This window comes from Arthrobacter sp. NPDC093125, assembly GCF_044754225.1.
Lineage (GTDB): Bacteria > Actinomycetota > Actinomycetes > Actinomycetales > Micrococcaceae > Arthrobacter.
Map to the genome: position 1 here is coordinate 34,877 of NZ_JBIVOQ010000011.1, position 22,796 is coordinate 57,672.

The 22,796-nt window shown below is 58.4% G+C and carries 18 protein-coding genes; 6 read left to right on the plus strand and 12 right to left on the minus strand.

Annotation, left to right across the window (positions count from 1 at the left end; translation table 11 throughout):
• Positions 1–72: 72 nt before the first annotated feature.
• The 4 genes from ACIP9X_RS17050 to ACIP9X_RS17065 form a co-directional block, all read right to left on the minus strand.
• Positions 73–435: a hypothetical protein gene (locus ACIP9X_RS17050; protein ID WP_400480940.1), complete on the minus strand. Its 363-nt coding sequence runs from the start codon at positions 433–435 to the stop codon at positions 73–75.
• 101 nt (positions 436–536) lie between these two features.
• The gene (locus ACIP9X_RS17055) at positions 537–938 is read right to left on the minus strand and encodes an acyl-CoA thioesterase (protein WP_400480941.1); all 402 of its coding nucleotides are present in this window, start codon (positions 936–938) and stop codon (positions 537–539) included.
• Positions 938–1,843, minus strand: a complete 906-nt coding sequence (locus ACIP9X_RS17060) for a nitrilase-related carbon-nitrogen hydrolase (RefSeq protein WP_400480942.1) — start codon at positions 1,841–1,843, stop codon at positions 938–940. Before ACIP9X_RS17060 ends, ACIP9X_RS17055 begins: the two co-directional genes overlap by 1 nt.
• A gap of 418 nt (positions 1,844–2,261) precedes the next feature.
• Positions 2,262–3,506: an NAD(P)/FAD-dependent oxidoreductase gene (locus tag ACIP9X_RS17065; protein WP_400480943.1), complete on the minus strand. Its 1,245-nt coding sequence runs from the start codon at positions 3,504–3,506 to the stop codon at positions 2,262–2,264.
• Between the two features lie 362 nt (positions 3,507–3,868).
• Here ACIP9X_RS17065 and ACIP9X_RS17070 point away from each other — a divergent pair, with 362 nt between their 5' ends.
• Positions 3,869–5,542 (plus strand): PucR family transcriptional regulator, encoded by a 1,674-nt coding sequence (locus ACIP9X_RS17070; RefSeq protein ID WP_400480944.1) that lies wholly within the window; start codon positions 3,869–3,871, stop codon positions 5,540–5,542.
• 79 nt (positions 5,543–5,621) lie between these two features.
• Here ACIP9X_RS17070 and ACIP9X_RS17075 read toward each other — a convergent pair whose 3' ends face one another.
• The 7 genes from ACIP9X_RS17075 to ACIP9X_RS17105 form a co-directional block, all read right to left on the minus strand.
• Complete coding sequence (locus ACIP9X_RS17075; protein WP_400480945.1) at positions 5,622–6,218, minus strand: adenylate kinase; 597 nt, start codon at positions 6,216–6,218, stop codon at positions 5,622–5,624.
• On the minus strand, positions 6,215–7,123 hold the full coding sequence (locus ACIP9X_RS17080) for a polysaccharide deacetylase (RefSeq protein ID WP_400480946.1): 909 nt from the start codon (positions 7,121–7,123) through the stop codon (positions 6,215–6,217). The genes ACIP9X_RS17075 and ACIP9X_RS17080 overlap by 4 nt, the downstream gene beginning before the upstream one ends.
• A gap of 62 nt (positions 7,124–7,185) precedes the next feature.
• A complete protein-coding gene (locus ACIP9X_RS17085; RefSeq protein WP_400480947.1) occupies positions 7,186–7,671 on the minus strand; it encodes a MaoC/PaaZ C-terminal domain-containing protein in 486 nt (161 codons plus the stop codon).
• 63 nt (positions 7,672–7,734) lie between these two features.
• Positions 7,735–8,961 (minus strand): NAD(P)/FAD-dependent oxidoreductase, encoded by a 1,227-nt coding sequence (locus ACIP9X_RS17090; protein WP_400480948.1) that lies wholly within the window; start codon positions 8,959–8,961, stop codon positions 7,735–7,737.
• Between the two features lie 37 nt (positions 8,962–8,998).
• Positions 8,999–10,537 carry a class I adenylate-forming enzyme family protein gene (locus ACIP9X_RS17095; RefSeq protein WP_400480949.1) on the minus strand — a complete coding sequence of 513 codons (1,539 nt, stop codon included), beginning with the start codon at positions 10,535–10,537 and terminating at the stop codon, positions 8,999–9,001.
• A 104-nt stretch (positions 10,538–10,641) separates the two neighbouring features.
• The gene (locus ACIP9X_RS17100) at positions 10,642–11,694 is read right to left on the minus strand and encodes an NAD(P)H-dependent flavin oxidoreductase (protein WP_400480950.1); all 1,053 of its coding nucleotides are present in this window, start codon (positions 11,692–11,694) and stop codon (positions 10,642–10,644) included.
• Between the two features lie 107 nt (positions 11,695–11,801).
• Positions 11,802–12,581 carry an SDR family NAD(P)-dependent oxidoreductase gene (locus ACIP9X_RS17105; RefSeq protein WP_400480951.1) on the minus strand — a complete coding sequence of 260 codons (780 nt, stop codon included), beginning with the start codon at positions 12,579–12,581 and terminating at the stop codon, positions 11,802–11,804.
• 395 nt (positions 12,582–12,976) lie between these two features.
• Between ACIP9X_RS17105 and ACIP9X_RS17110 the strand changes: the two genes are divergently transcribed.
• The 5 genes from ACIP9X_RS17110 (at position 12,977) to ACIP9X_RS17130 (ending at position 20,225) form a co-directional block, all read left to right on the plus strand.
• The gene (locus ACIP9X_RS17110) at positions 12,977–15,901 is read left to right on the plus strand and encodes an FAD-binding and (Fe-S)-binding domain-containing protein (protein ID WP_400480952.1); all 2,925 of its coding nucleotides are present in this window, start codon (positions 12,977–12,979) and stop codon (positions 15,899–15,901) included.
• Between the two features lie 324 nt (positions 15,902–16,225).
• On the plus strand, positions 16,226–16,717 hold the full coding sequence (locus ACIP9X_RS17115; protein WP_400480953.1) for a MaoC/PaaZ C-terminal domain-containing protein: 492 nt from the start codon (positions 16,226–16,228) through the stop codon (positions 16,715–16,717).
• 97 nt (positions 16,718–16,814) lie between these two features.
• Positions 16,815–17,522 (plus strand): NUDIX hydrolase, encoded by a 708-nt coding sequence (locus tag ACIP9X_RS17120; protein ID WP_400480954.1) that lies wholly within the window; start codon positions 16,815–16,817, stop codon positions 17,520–17,522.
• A gap of 381 nt (positions 17,523–17,903) precedes the next feature.
• Positions 17,904–18,797, plus strand: a complete 894-nt coding sequence (locus ACIP9X_RS17125) for a citryl-CoA lyase (RefSeq protein ID WP_400480955.1) — start codon at positions 17,904–17,906, stop codon at positions 18,795–18,797.
• Between the two features lie 216 nt (positions 18,798–19,013).
• Positions 19,014–20,225, plus strand: coding sequence for an NAD(P)/FAD-dependent oxidoreductase (locus ACIP9X_RS17130; protein ID WP_400480956.1), 1,212 nt, complete (start codon positions 19,014–19,016; stop codon positions 20,223–20,225).
• A gap of 179 nt (positions 20,226–20,404) precedes the next feature.
• On the opposite strand, the gene ACIP9X_RS17135 is transcribed toward ACIP9X_RS17130, so the two are convergent.
• The gene (locus ACIP9X_RS17135; protein WP_400480957.1) at positions 20,405–22,573 is read right to left on the minus strand and encodes a glycogen debranching N-terminal domain-containing protein; all 2,169 of its coding nucleotides are present in this window, start codon (positions 22,571–22,573) and stop codon (positions 20,405–20,407) included.
• Positions 22,574–22,796 lie beyond the last annotated feature (223 nt).

A 22,796-nucleotide genomic window follows, 5' to 3' on the forward strand; every position in this document is an offset into this window, starting at 1 on the left:
GACACGTGTCGTTCTCTCACGAAACGGGATGCCTACGATATAGCGGTTAGGAGTGCGCTATTGCGCCCCTACTTAAGCGCCAGCCTCACGCCAATTGACCGGCGCGATGGACAAAAGGAGTCGCGTGCCGGGAAGCGCTCCATACTGGACAGTCGTTCCCTTTGGAAGAACGAGCAGCTCGTCAGGATCTCCGATCAGGATGTCCTCAGTTTCACCGTCAATAATGACGAGACGCGCCTGGCCTTCAATGACGTATATCGTCTCCTCGTACTGAACGGTCCATGGCTCGCTGAAACCAGCCTCCTGGAAGGTCATAAAGTAGGTACCGAGTTGGGCGAGGCCAGAAGCTGCAGTTCTGTGTTCGATCTTGGCAGGACCAAAGTCGTTGACGTTATTGGAATCAAAGGCTGGCTTGAGATTTAAAGTTACGGCCACGGGGTTTGTCCTCAGGTTGTATGTTGGTTTTTCGACCGCAGGGCAAAGGCGTCTCCTGCGGGTGGAGAGATGGCGGTGCTCTTAGTCAGGTCGGAGGTGGATCATTCGTCTAAGGCAGCGCGAAGTGCTAGTGCTACGGCCTCCGGAAGAGGACGTGAACGGGCTTTTGTTGCGTCGACGTTGACGTAGACGAGCTCAACGTTCGCCAGCTCGGTCTCGTCACGACTGATCACGACATCCAAACGGAAGCTTGAGTTCCCTACCTTGGTGCACTTCACGTCAACATCGAGATCGTCATCAAAGTACGCGGGGGCCTTGAAAGACACTATTGCGCTGATTACTGACGGATCAGTACCTTCTGCCACCAGTTTGGAGTAGGGCCAGCCAATGCTGCGAAAGAATTCGGTCATCGCCACATCGGCGACTTCAAGGTAACGGCTGTTGAAAAGGAATCCCTGCGAGTCAACCTCGTGGTTCCTGACCCGGTGATGGTGAAGAGGCATCAGGCACCCATTTCCGCCTGAAGCTTTGCGTAGAGATCAAGTCTCCGAAGGGCCAAGCCGGGGGCTTCTGGTGTCGCCCGTGAGGCAACCAGCAAGTCATGATCCAGGTCTGCGATAAGCAGTTCTTCTTCGCTCGATTCCGTCGTCGCCAAAATTCCATCGTTGATTCCCACAGTCTTATCCACGGGCACGGACACGAGTGCCTTGCCCACTGCATACATCGGTGAATCAGTCGGTAAACCGCTGGTGCTGATCAACGGCGACATAACGACATACAGCTGGTTCTCGATAGCCCGAGCCTGGCACCCGGTTCGTACCCGGTGTATCCCTCGACGATTCCAAGTCAAAGACGGGCAGAGTATCAGGTCTACTCCTTTATGGACGAGGTAGCGTGACAGTTCTGGGAACTGGATATCGGCGCAGATCAGAAGTCCCACCGTGAATGGGCCGATCTTTGTCACGAGTAGTTCGTCGCCGCCTTTGGCGCCAAGTGAATGCTCTTGGGGTGTGAGGTGAATTTTGTCCTGAGATTCAACCCGTCCGTCCGGGTGGGCGATAAAGGCGGTATTTCTTAGTGATCCATCATCCGCGACGCGATTGTGGCTACCGCCCGCGATGACTATGTTATGCTCTTTGGCCATCCTGCGGAGGTCGTGGACGATGGCCTCCGTAAACTCCGGGAGGAACTTCCAATAGTCTGATGTGATGGTGGCGGTTGTGACTTCATGGTCATCAATTGCCCCCAGAAGTCCTGTGCTTGCCAGTTCAGGGAAAAGCACAAGCTCTGCCTTTTGTTCCGCCGCACGTTTCACGAGTCCCTCCATATGGCCCAGATACTCCTGGAGGGACTTCTCGGGTCGAAGCTCGAACTGAGTAGTGGCTACCTTTAGTGACGCCTTGGTCATAGGAATCTCCTGTCTGAGAATTCGGCCGCCTCTGGACGGAGGTTCTTCTACTTACGTCCCGCTGGTTGAAGCCGATGAAATGGCGGTCAAGTCGTAGAAAAGCATCAAGGTTGAGGTGACATGGTTCAGACCCGTTGCGATGCTGCCCGGGCTAAGTTATGCCTCTGACATTAACGGAGAGCTTAAGGCCTGAACATTAGGAGGATTATCAAAGAACGGGCAGGAGTTTGGTTCGAATGCCAAAGCGTGGGTATGCCTGCTGATCCATCATCCTGGGAGGACGCAAACGATCCGCAGGCGAGCACCAAAACGGGCCCAGTTCAACGCACGCAGGTACGGCCAGCCAACTACCGGTTAGCAGGGCTTTTGGGACGTGCCGGTAGCTGAAGCATCTAATGTCGGCACTGAAAGGTGGGGTCTAGGAGGACTGCTCGTCGCCAATTGTGAGCGTAGGTCTATTCATTCCCAGGTCCCCGGCAAAGCTACTCGTTTCGGCGGCGATGATCTCAGCCATTACCTGGCCGCAGACGGGTCCGCTGGCGACGCCCCACGCATGACCAACGTTGATGTAGGCGCCGTCAGCACGATCTACAATCGGCAGGTGGTCAGACGTTTCGCTTCCCAGGCCGGCCCAGAGGCCGGTGACGCCGTAATCGGCAAGGCTGTTGTATCTGTCCAGCGTCGTCGAAACCATGGCATTTGTAGCGTTGATGCTGATGTGAGGGTTGAGCGAGCCCCGCCCATCCAGACTGTTGCCAATAAATATTGAGCCGCCGCGGTTTTGAGCGATTGAGTCGTCATAGCCGACTGATAAAGAACCTGTTCCAGCGTCCGGGACGCCCGGCGAGGCGCCGTTCGGTGCAGCGAAAATCGTTGGGTCGTACGTCGGAAGATCAGTGAGCGCGCCGCACCCATATACGCCTCGCGGGCCATGCATTATGGCATTGACGTGGGTGTCAACGGGTTGAGTCAACATCTGACCTACCCGGGCGGTGCCGATCGGCACGTCAATGCCCTCGGCCCGGAGGTTTGTGGACCATGCCCCTGTTGCCCAAACGACACCCGAGGCATGGATTTCGCCTCGAACAGTACGTACTCCAGTGACAGTTTCCCCGTGCCGCAATGTAGAAAGTACGGACGTATTCTCAAAGGTGCGAATGCCCGCCCGGATGCAAGCGGCGGCCAACGCGTTGACGAACTGCACACCGTCGATTTGGGCGTCGTCCGCGCAGAAGACAGCACCGATAGCACTGTCGGGAAGAATAGAGGAATGCTTTAGCGCCTCCTCCCGGTTGACCATGGTGATGTCCAAGCCGGCCGCCCGTCGGTTGGACACGTAATCCTCCAGCACCCGGCCCTGCTCCTCGTTTTCAAAGAAGAAAAGTCCGCCCTGATTACGAAGGTCGAAGACGTCACCAAACTCCTGCAAGAACTCCTGGTACTTGTCCCTGCCTGCCTTAGCCAATGCAAGTTCAGTCCCGGCACGCCGAGTCTGCAGCCAGATGGAACCGGGGTTGCGACCGGATGCGCCGTACGCAGGGAACCGCTGTTCAACAACGACGACGTCGAACCCCCTCTTGCGCAGCTCCCAAGCTGTGCAGAGGCCTACTATTCCTGCTCCTACGACCACAATGTCGCCGGTCGCCAGGGTGTCAGCGCTCATCGCACGTTTCCTTCCTGCTGGGGGCCTGCCCTAGGCCTCTCTCGTTAGTCTTCCAGATCGCAGGGTCCGAAAGCACGGATGCGAACTGCACAATGCAAGCTTTCTCATTTGCTGCATGTACGTCCAGCGTGCCAGTCAGTTGAGCTGTCATTTCAGGTTCTCAGACTGGTGCCGAAGTTTCGAGGCTCCTACGACAGACGTTAGGAGGCTGGCATTGCCACCGTAATTGTTATCCGTCCAATAAATCATCCAAAGAGTTAGAATTGTCACAATAGAACGGAGGCGATCGTGGGCTAATCTGGGCGAAACCGACAGGCGGAGTGCATCCGTCCGTCCCGGTCTCTTTCCGAGAGAGTTCCCTTATGATTCTTGATTCGACCTCCGTGCCGCTGGGAACCGTGCTGGCGGACTTGGGTCCCGCGGCGAGACTCGTCGCAGGGGATGAGTCCCGCCTGTCCACGCAGGTCAGTGGTGCGGTTGTTTTGCTGAAGCCTGAAGACCTGCCCCTGGACCCTGACATTGTGGTTGTCTGCCCTCGCGTGGAAAGCTTTGATGACCTTAAGGAGTTTTTGGGGCAGCTTGGCGGCCCGGAGCGCGTGATCTTTATAGCCTCAACAGCCTCTGCGCCGAAAGACGACATCCAAGCCCTGGGCCGGAACGACATCGTCGTCGCGGTCGATGCGAACCTGAATGTGGCCGATGTCGTCATGTCCATCTACCGTTCAATGCAGGTGCCGGAAGAGGCCGTTTCCAGGAAGTTGGCTTCGTTGCAGCGGTCGCTCAGCCAGGCCATGACGGAAGCCGATCCCATCCCTGCACTCCTGAACCGGCTGGCTACTATCTGCAACGCCGCCGCTGTTCTAATCGACAAGTCAGGTCACTCGGTGTATGCCACAGGGCCCATACCCATGTCAATTCTGTTCGATGAGATTGCCCGAACCGAGGCTGATTCCCAGAAGGTAGACGCTGACGGGTGGCGCGGGGTCGCGGCCAGGATTTCGGCGCCTGTTGAGGCCGAATCACACTTCGGCTGGCTGGTCGTTACTGCACGGCGCCCAAATTTTCCTGATGCCTATTCAACGTCTGCGGCCCACGTAGCGGCCACACTGGTTGAGGCGAGTCAGCGGATGGCGGTGGCTGCCCGACAGCAAGAGCGGGCGATCCGGACCGCGGTGCTCGAGGAAGCGCTGGCCTTGCGTCGGGAGCCGCACAACCCAGAACTGGCCGGTCGAATTCTAGCCTTCGGCCTTTCCTTCACCGAAGAGCTGCGAACCATTGTTTTCCGTCCGATACGTTCTTCGGTGGCCTCGCGGTCATTGCCGGATATGGACGATCTGTCCGAGTTGCTAGGCAAGGCCTTGGAGTCGCAGTCCATCGCGTACCTCATGACCGCTAAGGATAAGTCCGTAACGATAACCGCCCAATGCAGTGTCCAGACCTTCCGACGAATCGTCGTTGCCGAAGGCTCGAAACTTCCCGGTGCCCACATTGGCGTTGGACGCAGTATCCACGGGCTGGGCGACATCCTGGACTCTTACCAAGACGCCCAGCTCGGCGTACGGACGCTTCATCGGAGCTCCCGCGGTCCTAAAATGATGGCCTACGAAGACTTTGATTATGCGACGAGGCTGTTCGCAGATGTCGGCTTTGACAAGATGATCATGTGGGCCCAGGAGTTCCTCAAGCCACTGGAAGGGCGGGAGTTGCTTGTCGAGGGCCTGCAGACATACTTCGCGCATGCTCAGAACATCAATGCCGCCGCGGATTACCTTGAGATACATCACAATTCGCTTCGCTACCGGCTGGCAAAAGCTGAGGAAATTTTGGGTATCAACCTGAGGGAACCTGGGGCCGTCTCCTCTGTTTTTCTGGCGCTGACAGCCCTTGAGCTCGGGCGGGTTCAACAGCCCAGGCCTAAGTCTTCGGGCCAGGTGGTTCGAGGCCGAAAGCCGGCTGACGTCGAGGCAGCGGAGGTATTGCCTTATGCCAGGCCCACGGTCGAAAGAGCGGGTGTGGTCCGGGCCCCTGCACGCTGAGGTCCTGCTGCTCGGCGGCGGCAGAAAAAACCAGGGCTGGTCTCCTAAGAGCCCAGCCCTAGTTTGCGTTCCAGACCGACTAGCAGGGCGTCTCCGCCAGCAGTCCCAGTGCCACGTCCAAAGCCACCGAGATTCTGTCTGATACGTCGGATATAGCGCCGGCCCCCTCGACCTTGGTGAGGATGCCGCGCTCCAGGTAAAGATCGGTTACGGCGGTTGTCTGCTCGAAGTAGAGCGCCATTCTGTGACGTATGATCTCTGCTGTGTCGTCAGCGCGATTTTCACGGTTTGCCCGCTTGAGCAGGCGTTCAACCAATTCCTCCGTGTCAGCGGTGAGTTGCAGTACTACGTCCAGTTCCAGCCCTCTCTCCGCAAGAGTCTCGTCGAGAAAATTCACCTGGCCGGGAGTGCGAGGGTATCCGTCCAGCAGGAATCCATGGCGTACATCCTGCTGCGCTAAACGGTCGCGAACCATTGCATTAGTTATGGAATCGGGTACGAATTCGCCTGCATTTATGTAGGACGCTGCGGCCAGGCCCAGCGGGGACTGGCTTTGGACGTTCTGACGGAAGATGTCACCCGTCGAGACCGCGACGATGCCCAGTTTTTCTGCAATCCAGCGGGCCTGTGTCCCTTTGCCTGCTCCGGGAGGTCCTATGAGAAGCAGCCGGGTCATGGTGCTGTCCTTTCAAGTTTGGCGGGCTTGGACGTGGTGCTGATGCCGGTAGGGGCGGGAGAGCCTTCATCGTGCCAGCAGTCGAACAGCTCGGAGAGAGTCGGAAACCACACACCCTCGAAGGAGGTGACGTGGTCGAGGAACCTTTCAAGCATGAGGAGGTTATGCGCCCGTCCGATGGTCTGCGGGTGCAGGGTCCAAGTCATCGCGCCGCCTGGGCATCTTTCATAAGCGAAGTTGAAGCTGTCAATCCAGCGTGCCAGCACAGTCTCGTTGCTTTGCATAAGGGGGCTGCCCTTAAAGGATTCAAGTTCAGGGAAGTCATCAAGGAACCAAGACACGGGAAACTCCAGGACCCTGCTCTCAGGGCCAAACGTGTTTCCCTCTTCCTGGCTTACTTCCACGACCATGCGAGGTCGGTAAGGTTCAAAATCCCTGCCCATCAGTGACGAATCCCAGTCGAACCCGAACTCTTCCAGCAGATCAAGTGTGTTGTCAGTAACGTCAAGTGCGGGGGAGCGGTAGCCCCTGGGACGTCGACCAAGGAGCTGTTCGTGCTGCCGTATCTGCAGTTCCAGAAGCCGCCGTTCTTCGTCCCGTTCAAGTGCAGGAACATACTCGTGATACACGCCGTGGGCGCCAATTTCGTGGCCGGACTCTACGATCGCGTCCACGGAACTGCGGAAGGTTTGGATCGTATGTGTCGGGACGCACCAGGTTGTCGTTATTCCGTAGCGGCGAAACACTTCAAGGAGCCGTGGGGCGCCGACTAAGGCACCGAATTCACCCCGTGACATCAGGGACTGGGATGTGGAGCGGAAGGTGCCCAGCCAGACGCTTTGGGCATCAAAGTCAGGGCTAAGGGAAACGGCCAGGCGTTTGCCCTCGGGCAGATGAAGTGGCACTGCAGTCAACTTTCTTTGGCGAATTTAGACATGGTGAACCGTCCCGTGTGGGACGTGCAGGCCTAGACTGGCCGTCGGGACAGGAGAACGATCCAGTCGCCTTCCTGGCAAACAATCCCGTTCTGGTTCAGAATCTGGACCCGGGTAGTCACAACACCGCGGTCCGGTTTGCTGGTCGATGGCTTGATGCCAATCACCTCTTCACGGACAGTGATGGTGTCACCGATTCGAATGGGAGCGCGCAGGTTCCAGTTGTCGATGCCCAGAAATGCGATGGCGGAGCCGTTCTTCCACCCCAAAGCCATTTCGAGCCCGAAGGCCAGGGAGAGCGCTCCGGGGCCGTGGAAGAGCCTGGTTCCGAATTCGGTTGTCTTGGCGTATTCCTCATTTGTGTGTAGGGGATGCATGTCGCCGGACCACGTGGCAAAGGTTACGACGTCGAATTCGGTAACGGTGCGGCCTGCCGAAGTCCAACCCTGCCCGAGTTCCAGCTCGTCAAGGTACCGCACGGCCGAGGCGTTGGTCGTGCCGAGGAGATTTGTAGTCAAGGTGTGTGCTCCACTTCTTTGTAGCTTTCTTAGGATGCTTTGAGGTCCGGACGCCGGGCAGCGTTAATACCTGATGACTCCGTCAACCGGCGTAGCGAGGGATGGCCGGTAGAGGGACAGTTCATCCAGGGAGAGACTGAGCTTCTCGCCTGATATCAGCTCGGCGACCAGGCGCCCTGTAATCGGCCCGGCCAGGTTGCCATAGACGTGGCCTGTAGCAAGGATTAGCCCAGGAAGCTCTTCCACCTCGTCAACGATGGGTAGGGAATCTGCTGTTGCCGGAACAAGTCCAGCCCATGCGCTTTCAATACCCAGACTCCTGTAGTTGGGAAAGGTTCTGAGCAATGAATCGATGGCCAGCTTCAGGCCTGCCGCCGGCATCCGGTCATCGAGCTGGTCCGGGTAGTCCATGGGGCAGCCGATGAAAAGATTTCCGTTCTCGGTTTTGGCGACACACTCCATATGCTCGAGGCCGTGTGAGTGATCCTCGGAAGGCGATGTGAAGTACTCATCCTTGTAACTGGGGAGGTTGCGGATGTGGGCATATTGCTTGGCCGCCAGCGGCCCATTCAGGATCTTGTCGAGTTTTTCCTCCACAGGCGCGAGCAGTACAGCCCCAAGCCTGTGCGGCTTGATGGGTACCGTGACGCCTTCTGTTTCCAGCATCGTTGACCAGACGCCGGTTGCCCAAACAACCTTATCCGCCGAGACGTCGCCGCCGATTGTTCTTACACCTACTACCTTTGAGCCGTTGCGCAGCAGGCCCAGGACAGGCGTGTTTTCACGTATGCGAACGCCCAGTCGCCGGCATTCCTGAGCCAGGGCGCGGACGAACTTCGGCGTGCGGATCTGGCCGTCCTCCGGGCTGAAGGTGGCGCCGATAACATCGGGAGGCAAGATAGGGGCGGCTTCGTGAGCGGCTTGGTCATCGAGAAGTTCTGCTTTGAATCCGTCGGCAATGCGCGCTTCGACAAATTCCTTGTAGACGCGGCGCTGGTCGTCCGTGTAGAAAAACGTCATCGCGCCATTGCTTCTATACTCGAAGGCTGGCCCGAGAATTTCAGCGAAGTCGTCGTAGAGGGCCCTGCCGGCGCGCGTCAGTTTTACTGCATAATCGCCGTGGCGATTCTGCATGTGGAGGAATCCCAAGTTCCGCCCGGAGGCCCCGTGCCCAAGTTCACGCTGTTCGAGGAGCACCACGTCGTGCCCCTTTGTCGCCAGGAAATACGCGGTTGTTACACCTACGATTCCGCCGCCTACGACCACCACTCCGGCTTTGTCGAGGTTCATTTCGTCTGTCCTAACTCGTCTCTGAAGTTCGCCACTATTAACTGGTCTGCTTCGCTTCTGTGGTCAGAAGCGATACCACGTCCCGCCTGCTGACTTTTCCGGTTGTCAAATTCACTGGGAGTGCATCGACGGTGATGAATTGGCTGGGTACCTTGTAGGACGAGAGCCTTGCGGCAGTGAATGCCTTCAGATCGTCGGCGTCCAGTGAAGCACCTGGTTGGGGAACGACTGCCGCCACGACACGCTGGCCATAGATGTCGTCGGGGATGCCTACGACTGCAACCTCACCGACGGATTGGTGTTGCTGCAGCACGCGCTCAACTTCAGCCGGAGATATGTTCGTCCCACCACGGATGATGACGTCCGACAGTCGGCCCACCACATAAACGAAGCCATCCTCATCCACCCGGACCAGGTCTTTGGTCCGGTACCAGCCGTCATCGGTGATGACGCTTCGCGTTTGTTCGTCGTCTCGCCAGTATCCAAGCATTAGCCCGGGCCCACTGGAGTACGCTTCACCGATTTGTCCCGTCGGGACTTCGCTTCCGTTGGCGTCAAGAACCTTCAGTTTCGAGCGAGGCACCAGCTTGCCAGCGGACCCTGGTTTGGGTGTCGGATTGGCGACAGGGTCATACGTCACCAGGGGCAGGCATTCGGAAGCGCAGTAAGCGTCGAGGACAGGCAGGCCGGTTTGCTCCTGCCAGCGGCTGAACGCGGCCTCATTTCTTGGTTCTCCGCCTGAGATGCAAAGCCGAAGGGACGGAAATGCAGGATGTCCCTTGCCGTGCTGTTCAGCGTACTGCGCCAGCTTTCCGAAGGTCGCAGTGACTCCCGCCAGGAAAGTGGCGGAGTGCTTCTCGATGGCAGGAGCTATCATTTCCGGACGTGCCCTGCGGACAATCACCACTGTCCCGCCGCGTAGCAAAACAGCCAAGGATGTGCTGGCTAGCCCATAGAGCCAAGCCATAGGCAGACAAATGATTGCTGTATCTTCGGGAGAGAGGTGCCAGACTTCGCCATATGTATCCGCGCAGTTGTAAATGGCTGCCGCTGAGAGCATGATCGCTTTCGGGCGGCTCGTAGTGCCGGACGAGAAACAAATCATGGAGAGTGGCTCGCGAAGACCCTCTGGGTTGGGTGAAGCGTCATGCCGAACCTCGGTGACCTGGAATTTTGTTATGTCGACAATGGGCGCGTTCCTTGATGCAGGAGTGATCAGCGTACGATCAACGCTTGGGGAGGTAACGATCAGGGCAGGGTCGCTTATATCAATGGCGTATTCCAAATCCCCTGGCCCCGATGAAGGGTAGACAGTTACCAAGACGCCGCCGCTGCGCCATACTGCCAAAGCGGTTGCAAGATAGTCGGCCGAGCTTTCTGCTATGAGGGCCACGCGATGACCAGGCTTTAGGCCGGCTTTAGTCAGAATTTCCGCGCGGTGTTCGATTGACGCTTGAAGGTCCCCATAGCTGATGGTTGCGTCGCCATCGATGATTGCCGCGTGGTTGGGGAAGCGACCCGCGACTTCTTCGAGGGCTGAGACGCAACTTTTCTGCTCGGTTGACGAGTTTTTCATATCCGCTCACTTTGAATTGAGAGTTGGAACACGCTGGTTAGGCCCGCTGAGTCAGCCTAGGCGCAGACTCAGCGGGCGCTATGGGCCTTCGGGCCGCAGGCCCGCTATTTTCCAGCCCCAAGCCCTTTCAGGATGTTCTCTGCATCTGTTGCCATATTCTCGACGATCTGGCCGGCCGGAAGAATCTCATGCACCAGCTGCATCGTCTGGCCGACCGGCATCATTCCAAATTCCATGTCGCCGTCCTGGTAGCCGGTCTCGACGCGGGTACCCGCCACGGCGTACTGGCCGGGGAAGCCGGCGGGCTTCTTTTCAGCAGATTCCCATTCCGAGGTCCACTTGTTTTGGAATGCACGCATGCGCTTGCCGCTGTATGAGTAGGTGATGGTGCTGTCTTTGAACGATCCCTCGACCACACGGTTTTTGAAGTTGTTGTGACCGTAGGCTTCGGGGCTGGCAATGAATCGCGTTCCAACCCATACACCTGCTGCCCCCAAGGCCAGGGAAGCTGCCAGCCCGCGACCGTCAGCGATGCCTCCGGCAGCCAGAACCGGTTGATCTACGACGTCTATGACAGCAGGGACGAGGGTCATAGTTGACGCGTATCCTGTATGACCTCCGGCTTCAGTTCCTTGCGCGACAATGAAGTCAACGCCTGCCGCGCTGGCTTCCTTAGCCTTGCCCACGGAGCCGACAAGCGAGAAAACAGTGATTCCGCGATCCTTGCATTCTTTGATGAACCAATCGGGCGTAGCGAAGGTCAGGACAACGGCAGCAGGTGCTGCGTCTAAAACGATCTGGACCTGGTCTGCTACTGCACCAGGCGTCAGGAGTGCTTCCACACCCGCCAGCTTTTCCTGATCGGCCCCCGAAAGTGACTGCCACAACTCGCGTACCGGTGCCCACTGTGCTTCATCCTCAGTAGTGAGCGAGTCGGGGAGCAGGAGGTTAACGGCATAGGGTTTGTCGGTGCCAGCTTCGATCTTCTTGATTTCGGCGCGAAGGTTATCCGGCATGAAGCTCACTCCGCCTAGACAACCCAAGCCGCCTGCATTGCTGACCGCCGTAACGAGTTCAGCTTGGGCAACACGAGCCATACCTGCCGAACAAATGGGGTATTGAAGACCGAGGGCTTCGGTCAATGCTGTCCTGATCACTAAGACACCTTTCACTTCTCGGAGCCCAGCGAAAGCCTCGCTCCAGTTCATGGTGGCCCCACGTCCGGGGCCTTTGGTAGTGGGCTGACTACTGAGGGTCGGGCAGATTACGTGGCGTTCCAGCCGCCATCGACCTGAATGGTCTGTCCGTTGACATAGCCCGCAGCATCGGAAGCGAGGAACAGGACCACACTCGCGACTTCTGAAGGTTCGCCCGAACGTTTTGCAGGAATAAGGAAGTCCATGATCTCGGGCGAGACGCCAATGCCTCGCTGCTGGGTTGAGACGAGATCGCCCAGGATTTCCTCGGACGTCGCTCGAAGGTTTGTCTTGATGACGCCAGGAGCGACGACGTTTGCAGTTACCCCGTGAGGCGCAACGTCGATGGCGAGCCGTCGGGTAAGCCCCTCAATCCCGGCTTTGGAAGTGACATAGGAGATTCCGTCCGCTGCGCCCCTTTGGCCTGCGACGGAACCGATGGTAATGATTCGGCCGGAGTTCTGCTTCGTCATTACTTGTGCCGCCGCACGGCAACCGTAGAAGGTGCCTGTCAGATTGACTCCGATGATCTTGGCCCACAACTCGGGAGTCGTCTCAAGCACGTCGGCGTATCCGTCGAAGACCCCGGCGCTGTTGACCAAGACGTCAAGCTTGCCCGTCTTATCCACGACCTCGTCCACCAGAGCGGACACTGAGTGGTAGTCACTGACATCCACGACCCGCGTGTGCAGCGACTCCGGAGAGCCGAGCTCACGGCGGGTCTCTGCGAGACGTTCCTCTGAGATATCACTGGCATAGACTTCATAGCCTGCTTCGACAAATGCCAGAGCAATAGCTCGGCCGATGCCCGACCCGGATCCTGTGATAATTACGCTTTTGATTCCCATGCCCTACAAGTTACGGCTGGAATCATGGGCGCGAAACTGGCAACTTCACGGTGTTTTATCGTTTGCCTCGTGGAAGCTACAGGAGTTGACCCTGCCATCTATCAGGATCAAAGGGGTATCCAGCAAGGCCGCCTGCCAAGAGTACGGGTCATGCGACTTCTGACCCAGACTAATCAGGAAGGCGAGCTGTCACCGGCGCAGGTGCTCTGGTCGGAGATTGACCAAAGCCGCGTACTTTCCTTTGAAGAAATTATGGGGACTGCTTCCTGAGGGTCCGCTCTAAGATCACAGCACGCCGTTCCATCGAGAAATGCGGCGGCCATCCGGGCAAACTGCGGCCACTGACTTAAGGGCCAAGGATCCCGCCACCACAACTTACGGAAAGTTCCAGCACCATGAGCCCAGCCCCCAGCGAAGCGCTTGTTCGTGATCTTGAAGCCGCTGGTGTGGAGGTAGACAGCAGTAGCCGGCGACTGACCGAATACTCGTTCGATGCCTCCAACTACCGCGTCCGGCCCTTGGCCGTCGCCTTTCCCCGTAACAGTCGCGAAGTCAGGTCAATTATCGGGATTTGTCAGCGTCATGGATGTCCGGTCACAAGCCGTGGCGGTGGAACCAGCATGGCCGGCAATGCAATCGGGAACGGTCTGGTTCTGGACTTTTCCCGACACATGAACCGCTTGCTGAACCTGGACCTGGATTCGAAGACCGTCACGGTTGAGCCAGGCATCATCCTGACTACCCTGCAAAAAGAAGTCCAGGCTGCTTCGAGTGGGAAGTACACCTTTGCCCCTGACCCCTCAAGTATGGGTCGCGTTACAGTGGCAGGGGCCATCGGTAACGATGCCTGCGGCAACCATTCGGTCAGGGATGGCAGAACGGTTGATCATATCGTCTCAGTGGACCTGGTCACGGCATCGGGGCATCTGGTCACAGCAGGACCGGGCGGCGTCAAGGCGGTCGATCCCTTGGATGCAGAATCAACCGCGGAGGCAGCACGCATTCAGAACGGTCTCAAACACCTTGCCGACGCCAATCTGGCGCTTTTCCGGACTGAGTTTGGCCGCCTTGCCCGGCAAGTTTCCGGATATCAGTTGGCGAACCTCCTGCCTGAACACGGCTTCAACACCGCTAAGGCTCTAGCCGGTAGCGAGGGTACCTGTGCCGTCATTGTCTCCGCTACTGTCAAGTTGGCGAAGGTACCGCCCGCCGCGCTTCTGGTTTGTCTAGGCTATCCCGACGTCGTTGCTGCAGCATCCGATGTTCCGGAAATTCTCAGCTTCAATCCTGCGGCTGTAGAAGGTATCGATGAGGCTATTGTTCAAACTGTTCGCCATCGCCGCGGAGACGCGGCGGTAGGAGCGCTGCCCAAGGGCAAGGCCTACCTTTATGTCGATCTAGACGGTGAGAATCCAGAAGACGTTCGGCGGCAAGCCGACAATCTTCTGCAAAATCTCGGCAAGCGCGGAAATCTCCTCGAAGGGTTGGCCGTACCGGATCCAAGAGAGCGGGCAAACCTTTGGCGCGTAAGGGAAGATGGGGCGGGTTTGTCGTCCCGGCTCGCTAATGGAGAGCAATCTTGGGCAGGGTGGGAGGATGCAGCAGTTGCCCCGGAAAATCTCGCGGCCTATCTTTCCGATTTCACGGCCCTGCTGGAGAATTATGAGCTGCAGGGCGTTATGTATGGCCACTTCGGCGCGGGCTGCACTCATGTCCGCGTAACTTTTGACCCCCGAAGCGCATCCGGCCGGGAGGTCATGGAACGGTTCCTTCGAGAGGCTGCTGCATTAGTCAGCCGGCATGGTGGTTCCCTTTCCGGTGAACATGGGGATGGCAGGGCACGCTCTGAGCTCCTATCCGTGATGTATAGTCCTGGGGCCCTGAGCGCTTTTTCTAACTACAAGGCCATCTGGGACCCTCAGGAAATCCTCAACCCCGGCATCATCACCAAACCCGCGCCGATGATGTCAGAGCTCGCTCTTGCCGGTGTCCCTGCCCGCGGTTTCCGGACCTCCTTTGCCTTGGAGCCGACAACTAAAGGTCAGGAAGGCTTTCCGGATGCGGTCCAGTCCTGCATCGGTGTAGGACGCTGCCGCACTACGGCAGGAGCCGGAGTTATGTGTCCAAGCTATCGAGCTACGCGGGACGAAAAGGATTCGACCCGGGCCCGTGCCCGTGTCCTGCAGGAAATGATCATGGGATCCACAAGCGCGGAGGAGGGGTGGAAATCGCAAGACGTCCGCGATTCCCTGGACCTGTGCTTGTCGTGCAAGGCATGTTCAACGGATTGTCCCGCAGGTGTCGACATGGCCTCATACAAGTCGGAGTTCTTTCACCACTTTTACCAAGGCCGTTTGCGGCCCCTATCGCACTACAGCCTTGGCTGGTTGCCGACATGGCTCAAGATCACCAGCCGAATTGCACCTTTGGTCAACCTGATCCTTCGTAGCCCTCTTGCTGGCGGGATCGCCCGCACTGCAGGAATCACAACAAAGCGTAAGATGCCTGCTTTTGCCTCCCGTAGGCAGCTTGAGACGGAAATCGGGGCCAGTACGTCAGGTAATGCGGACACAGTGCTGTTCGTTGACAGTTTCACGCGCGGGTTCCGGCCAGCCGTCGCGGGTGCCGCAAAGCGTGTTCTCGAGGACGCCCAAAAAACCGTTGAGTGCAGCACCGACCAGTGCTGCGGATTGACGTGGATCTCAACCGGGCAACTGGACACCGCGCGCAAGCTCCTCAACCGAACTGCCACAGCCCTGGATGACGGCACGGACCGACCCATCATTGTCATCGAGCCAAGCTGCGCCGCGGCACTGCGCAAAGACCTCCCGGAACTCGTGCCAACAGAAGCCGCCCGCCGCGTGTCCAACCGGATCCAAAATTTCGCCGGCGCCGTCCTGGAACAGACCGCTGCCGGTTGGCGTCCACGGTCTGTCCCCGCTGCAGTAACTGTCCAAACCCACTGCCACGAATACGCTACCTTCGGATCCGCGTCGCAAACGTCAGCGCTCACCGCCTTGGGAGTAGCCACCATTGTGCAGGCCAACGGATGCTGCGGGGTTGCTGGAAATTTCGGGTTTGAACACCAACATTTTGACGTCAGCATGGCGGTTGCGGAGCAGTCGCTTGCCCCTGCACTTCGTGAAGCGCCGGAAGGCACGCCGGTCCTCACTGATGGATTCAGTTGCCATATGCAAGTTCGACAGATTTTGGATAGTCATTCCGATCAGGCGTCGAAGCACCTTGCTGAAATAATCGATCCTCGCAACGCTACCGAGAAGCACCAGACAGGCCTGACCAAAACCAAAACTACCCACTGATACCTCGCAGCGCACCCATCCGTGGTGCTCTAAGACTCCGGGTCCTCCAGCTGCTCCCTGCGTTGGAGGACCCGGCTCCAATCGTGGAATAGCCAGATGTAGGAGTTACTCCAGCGCCGCTTGGAATCTATCCCCGTTAGGGCTGAAATTTCGGTAATTCTCCAATGTCGGCACGTCAAAATCGATCGTACAGTTCCATGTCATGACGTATGTGTCTCCGGAGCTGCATTGCCCGCACAGGTTGCCCTCACTTCGGTGCTGCTCGAGTCAAAGCTGGCTGGCACATCCCGCCAGACAGGTCCTCAATCCAAAAAGGAGCAAAAGATGACCCCCCCAACGGACAGTCGCCTGACGTCGGCAAACCGATTCCTTGAGGACCTCGACGTCGGTGTTTCGTGGCTATCGCAAGGGCGCACCATAACCGAGACCGATGTGGTGACGTTCGGGACCTGGTCGGGTGACATGCACCCACTGCATTCCAATCAGGAATATGCACGGCGTACCCAATTCGGCGGGCGTATCTTCCACGGCCCCGGCGCACTAGCGATCGCCTTCGGGCTGGAAATGGGGATCGGCTGGAAAGAACATTCCGCCATAGCATTCCTTGGCATTCAGGACTGGAAACTCATGGCGCCCGTGAGGATAGGGGACACAATTTCAGTACGGGAAGAGGTAACGGAGCTCAGGCCGTCCGCAACCAAGACCGACCGTGGAATCGTGAAAACCAAAGTTGAGATACTCAACCAACACGGCGAAGTCTGTCAGGCGGGCCACTGGGTGGTTCTTTTGTACCGGTCCGCGGTGCATACCCCCTGAAGAACCAGCCAAAACCGGCTCGGAGTGGCAGGGCCAGGACTACCGGTCCGAACTGAACCGCTGCACCGCGCCACCCACGCTACATAAGGAGACATCAATGGCGCAGGTAGGCGTGCCAAAGGAGGGTGCGATCAATAGTCCCGCGCCGCGGCTAGCTGTCAGCGTCGTTCTGATCCGGGACTCGCTAAACGGGCTTGAGGTGTTTGTTCAGCATCGGGCTTCGACAATGGATTTTGCCGCTGGTGTGGTCGCTTTTCCCGGAGGGCGGGTCGACGACGTCGACTCCTTACATGGGCAATTTAGCCTCGACTTGTTGGAAAAACATGCTGCGGCTTGGAAACATACCCACGTGTCCGCTGAAGGGTCCGAGGCCTGCCATAGCGCCAGCCGCCTCATTGCTGCAGCGGTGCGCGAGGTGGCAGAAGAATGCGACATCTCCTTGGAACCCCATTCACTGACGCCTTGGGCAAACTGGATAACGCCAGAGGGCTTACCGAAACGTTTTGATACATACTTCTTTGTGTGCGCGCTAGCGCCAGGCGTTGAACCCCGGCATGTAACGACGGAGGCCTCCCAATCTCATTGGGTGCACGTCCGCCAACTCCTGGAAGAGGAAGCCGCCGGCTTGCATAGGCTCCTGCCCCCAACGCTCACGATCCTGGATGAGCTCCTTGAGGCTGGTGGAGCAGAGCACACGCACCAAAAGCGTCGAACCATTGAAGCTGTGCAGCTTCTTCCTGAGAATATTGAAGAGTTCTACCGCTTGCGCAGGGCTTTTCGATCATTGCCGGATCCTAAGGTGTAATTCAGAGCAGATATCTGCCGCGCGGCCGTCGTCGCACAACCGTCCGGGGCGTGGCGGATGAGGAAGGCTTTGCGGGGCTCGGCTTTGACGGCTGCAAAGATTGAAACAGCTTGACAGAGTCCTTTGCCTTCTCATTATGGGGAGTGGGCCGACAGCCATGGGGCATGACTCACTCACTTTGCGGTAGCGAACGGCCCATCACGAGGCCGTCACATGGACGTCAGCCCTCACCTCGTCACGCTTCGCACGACGGATGTCAGCTCGTCCGACTGCATAGGATGGGACGAGTTGTCTCCAGGGTTTGTGGGTAATACGAAAACGTCGGCGTAAGGTGGATTTCCCCCAATTTCGCTGGGTACGGGGGCGTCCTATTCTTCCGATATGCACCAGTCAAACTTAGCGGCTATCTCAGACGCCAATGCACCCCGCACTCCTTCCGCCGACCGTTCACAGCAGGTGGCGGATGGCCCCAAATATTGGTCCACTTCGGTGAGCCGGGTAACGGATTCAAAGGTCTACATCCGTGGGTATGATCTTGAAGAGATGATCGGCAATGTCCCGTTCGCGGCCTCGACGTTCTTGTTGCTGCAGGGCCGACTTCCCACACCAGCTGAAGCGGATCTGCTTGACGCGGTTTTATCGGCCATCATGGACTACTCACTGCAAAAGTCAGGAACTGTTGCGGCCCGCTACGTCGCCTCCGCCAATCCCAACATGGCAGCTGCACTGGCCACCGGAATCCTTGGCGTTGGGAAGAACACCATGGACCCGGCAGACACGGCGCAGTTCTGCATTGATATGTATTCGCGCCTTCAGACCAGCAACAAGACCTCCGACGTTCTGGCTGTTGAGATTGTCGAGGAACTACGGGCAAGGAAGCAGCGGATTCCAGGTCTGGGCCATCCCGTTTTCCGGTACGTTGACCCTCGGGCGCAGAAGCTGCGCCAGCGCGCCGTTGACGCAGGCATCTGGGGACCCAGGGCCGAGTTCTTCGAGGAGATTTTCCGCGCATTCACCGGCCTTCCAGGCAAGGAGTCGATTGTACTTAACGACATTGGAATGATGGCACTGGTGCTTGTCGAGATGGGGTTTTCGCCGGAAGAAACTACTGGTCTCGCGATCCTGTCTACGCTTCCAGGCGTTATCGCCCATGTCTCTGAAGAATTGGGCCAACGGCAGGCCATCCGCACCGTACCTGAGGGCACGGCCGAATATGACCTAACAGCGAAGGACTTCAACAGCGATTGGAGTAAGGCTGGGTGGATAAGAGAGTAGCAGCCCGTATGTGAGCTGGCCTGGCTGGCTTTTCCGTTTCTCAGTCCAAGCGCTTCATCATCAGGCCAGTAGAGACGTTCCTGGCCTTGAACCAAGCGGGACCGCCAAGGGATCTGATGGCGCGGTCTGCCCGATACCAGAGCCTTGGGGCCTGACTATGTCGAAGCAACTGACTCCCCTCCTACCTCCACTCCCTTGCTCCGAAAGGATTTAATCTTGACCAGCTCAGTTCTTATCATCGGCGGTGGCCTCATCGGCACATCCAGCGCATACTTTTCTGCCCGCCGAGGCTTGAACGTCACCTTGCTCGAACAGAAAACAATCGGTTTTGGCGCCTCGAGCCGCAACGCAGGATTCGTTTGGCTCCATTGCCGCAACCCTGGTTGGGCACTCGACATCTCGAAAAAGGGCCGTGCACTCTACGATGAACTCCGTCACGACCTGCCCATCCCCTTCGAATTCCGGGCTGAAGGCGGTCTGATCTACTTCCACGACGAACGCCAGGCGCCCATTTTCAAGGAGTTCGTTGCTGCACGACAGGCCGACGGCCTCGATATGTCGCTGCTGGAGAACAAAGAAGTTCGGGACCTGGTCGGACCGATCCGTGAAGACGTTGTCGGCGCCAGCTATTGCGCCGAGGACGCCCAGATCAATACAGCCACAGTGGTGGCGGCCCTGGCCGCGGGAGCACGGGCCGAAGGGGCAGACCTCCGCGAAGGCGTAACCGTTTCCAAACTCATCTTCTCCGGAGGACGCGTCATCGGCGTGGAAACGAATGAAGGAAACTTTTTCGCAGACAAGGTAGTTGTTGCATCCGGAGCATGGACCGAAAAGCTGATGCGGGCGAGCAACCTGGAAGTCCCGATCGGGCGCGAACGCCTCCAGGTTATGGCTACCAAACCCCTGCCCATGCAGATCAAGCCGGTCGTCTACGGTCCCACCGCAGCAAAAGCATACGGGCTCTTCCGCAACCTACCGAGCTGGGACGATGAGCTTTTCCGCAGCAAGATCGAAGAAGAGTCTGGCTATGAAATGCTCACCCTCGCCGCACAACGGGCGAATGGGGAAATCCTGATTGGTTGTCCCATGGACTACCCTTCGGAAGTAGATCTATTCCCGACACTTGACGGGCTGAAAGCAATCGCCGATGACATTATCGGAGATTTCCCAGGTCTAAGGAAGGTGGGTATAGACCGAGTATGGGCAGGCGTCCTGCCGTTTACATCAGATCTGGTCCCGGTGATTGATGAAATCACCCCCGGCCTCATCATGGCTGCCGGGCATGTGTTTGGCAATTCCTCAGGGCCAATGACCGGAAAACTTATCAGCCAACTCCTCACGGAAACTGAACCTGAAATAGACCTGACGGAGGTTCGCTGGAACCGCGAGCTTGATCCCGTAATTCCTGGGGCAACCGTCCACTGGTAACCTGAACGCCCGGCCGGAGTGGCGGCACCCTATATGCCGCCACTCCGGTCGGTGTATTTCCCTGCATCCGGAGACACAATGGGCACCAGGTGTTGATTCCGTACACCGCAGGTCAACGACAGTGGCAAGCGATCAGGAAACACATGCGGCGAGATGAACCGGCTGTTCGGTTGGCCTTCCTATGCCTTTCGCCGCAAGTTTGCTTGGTCTACGAGTTCTGTCATCCATGGCCGGTGCCCCCGGTGGAACACCACGCCGTCGGGCAGTCCCTGGACGGACGGGACGGAATTGGCAATGTCGATGGTGATTCGGCCGTCGGCCAGGGGCGCGTTGGTGATGTGCAGGTCGCCGTATGACTTCGGAAGCACGGGATCCAGCCAGAACCCTCCGCGGGAAACGTGAGTGTCATACCGCATCAGGCTGGTCACCAACAGGATTGGAGTAGTCGCGGCCCAGGCCTGTGGTGAGCAAGCTGTGGGGTAAGGCACGGGTGCAGCGAGCTCGTCCCGGCTGAAACCGCAGAACAGCTCCGGCAGGCGGCCGTCCGAGTACTCGGCCGCCTCGAGCAGCGCGGTGGAGATCCGCTGTGCTTCCGCTATGAAACCGTAGCGAAGTAGGCCGGCTACAATGAGCGCGTTGTCGTGGGGCCAGACGGAGCCGTTGTGGTAGCTCACGGGGTTGTAGGCGCCCATATCGCTGGCCAAAGTCCTTACCCCCCAGCCGCTGAACATTTCCGGGGACATCAGGCGTTCGACCACCTGTGGGGCCTTGTCCTCATCCACGATGCCGAGCCACAAGCAGTGGCCCATATTGGACGCGCATGAGTCAACCTGCCGCTTCCGCCCGTCGAGGGCGACGGCGTAGAACCCGCGTTCCGGAATCCAGAACTGCTCATTGAACTGTTTTTTCAGTTGCTTCGCCTGCCCGGCGAGCTCGTCACCGAGAGTGGCATCGCCGGCGTCGTAGGCCATCCATGCGCGGGCTGAGTAAGCTGCGTAGACGTAAGCCTGCACCTCACAGAGCGCGATCGGCGGTTCGGCCAAGGTGCCGTCGGCGAAGTTGATGCCGTCCCACGAGTCCTTCCAGCCCTGGTTGATCAAGCCCTCTGGGTTGAGGCGTTGATATTCGACGAACCCGTCGCCGTCTTTGTCCCCGTAGTCCCGGATCCAGTCCAAAGCTCTGTCCGCATGGGGCAACAGGGCGTCGATGGTATCTTTGGCGAATCCCCAGCGGCTGACCGATCCCAGGATCATGACGAACAGGGGAGTGGCGTCCACGCTGCCGTAGTAGTTGGACTTGCCTCCGAGAGACAAGCCGCTGGATACATCGAGCCTGACCTCGTGCAGGATCTTGCCCGGCTCCTCCTCGCTTATTGGGTCCACTACGGTTCCTTGCCGGTCTGCCAGCGTCTGCAGCGTCCCCAGGGCCAGGGACGGGTCCACGGGCAATGCCATTTCTGAGGCCCATAGCGAGTCGCGGCCGAAGAGGGTCATGAACCACGGGGCCCCTGCGGCCACCACCACGCGTTCTGGATGGTTCGGGTCCTCGATCCGGAGGGCGCCCAGATCGTCATAACTGCGCCGCAGGGTCCGTTCGATGGAACGGTTTCCCATCTGCAGCACCGGAATCTTCGCCACCCATTCATGCCTGCGCCGGTCCCTCGGGGACATTCCGTCCCCCTCAGCATGGGCGAACGCCCCGACACTGGCCCCTTCGGCGCCGGCGTTCTCCGTGTCCGGTACGACGGTGAGGATCGTAGTCCACTGCCCGTGCGGCGGAACCAACACCTCGTACGTCAGGGCTTCGGGCGAGACGACGGCTCCGGGGGCCTGAATCACGACCCCCTTCCGGACGTCTTGCCAGGATGCCCGGATGCTAAGCGTGGCACGCGTGGCTTGGTGTGTTTGGTCCCAGCGCCGCTTGATGCGTGCTTCTTTCACCTCGAAGAGGTCCGCGAAATCCGATTCAATGCTCAATGCGATTACGCAGCGGGCGGGCTTCAGGGAGTGATTGCGGACAGTAACCTGCTCCTGGATGCCGACCCCCACTTCGCGTAGCCGCTGCACGATCAGCGGCGTGTCCGCATGCCCGTCCGATCGCGGAACCCGGCCGACAAACAGTGCGCGGTACGGCTCCCTGGTCTCAGCAGCCAGTGACTCCAGCAGCTGGCCGTTAATCCTCAGGGTCCACCCGGACAGGACGCGGGTGTCGTGAACGAAGACGCCGTGCGGAAGCTCGGCGTGCATGTCTCCGTTCGGCGCTGAGATACAGAAGGACGATCCCTCCACCAGTGTGACCGTCCCGGCACCCAGTGCACCGGCCGCGGTGTCGACATTCCACCCAGCCATCCATGCCCCCTTTAGAAACCAACGCCGACCAGACGGAGGCACGAGAACGCTCTGCGGCCGACCGCTGACGATTAAATCGACGCTACTCCTGCTTGTTTCGGGAGGCCAGAGGGCATCATTGGGTGGAATGCCTTCCGGTCGTGCGGAATCCGGAGAGCCACCTACTGCCTTGTGGTCTTGGACATACCAACGGAGCCGTCATCCATGCTTGACGGGGAAGGAC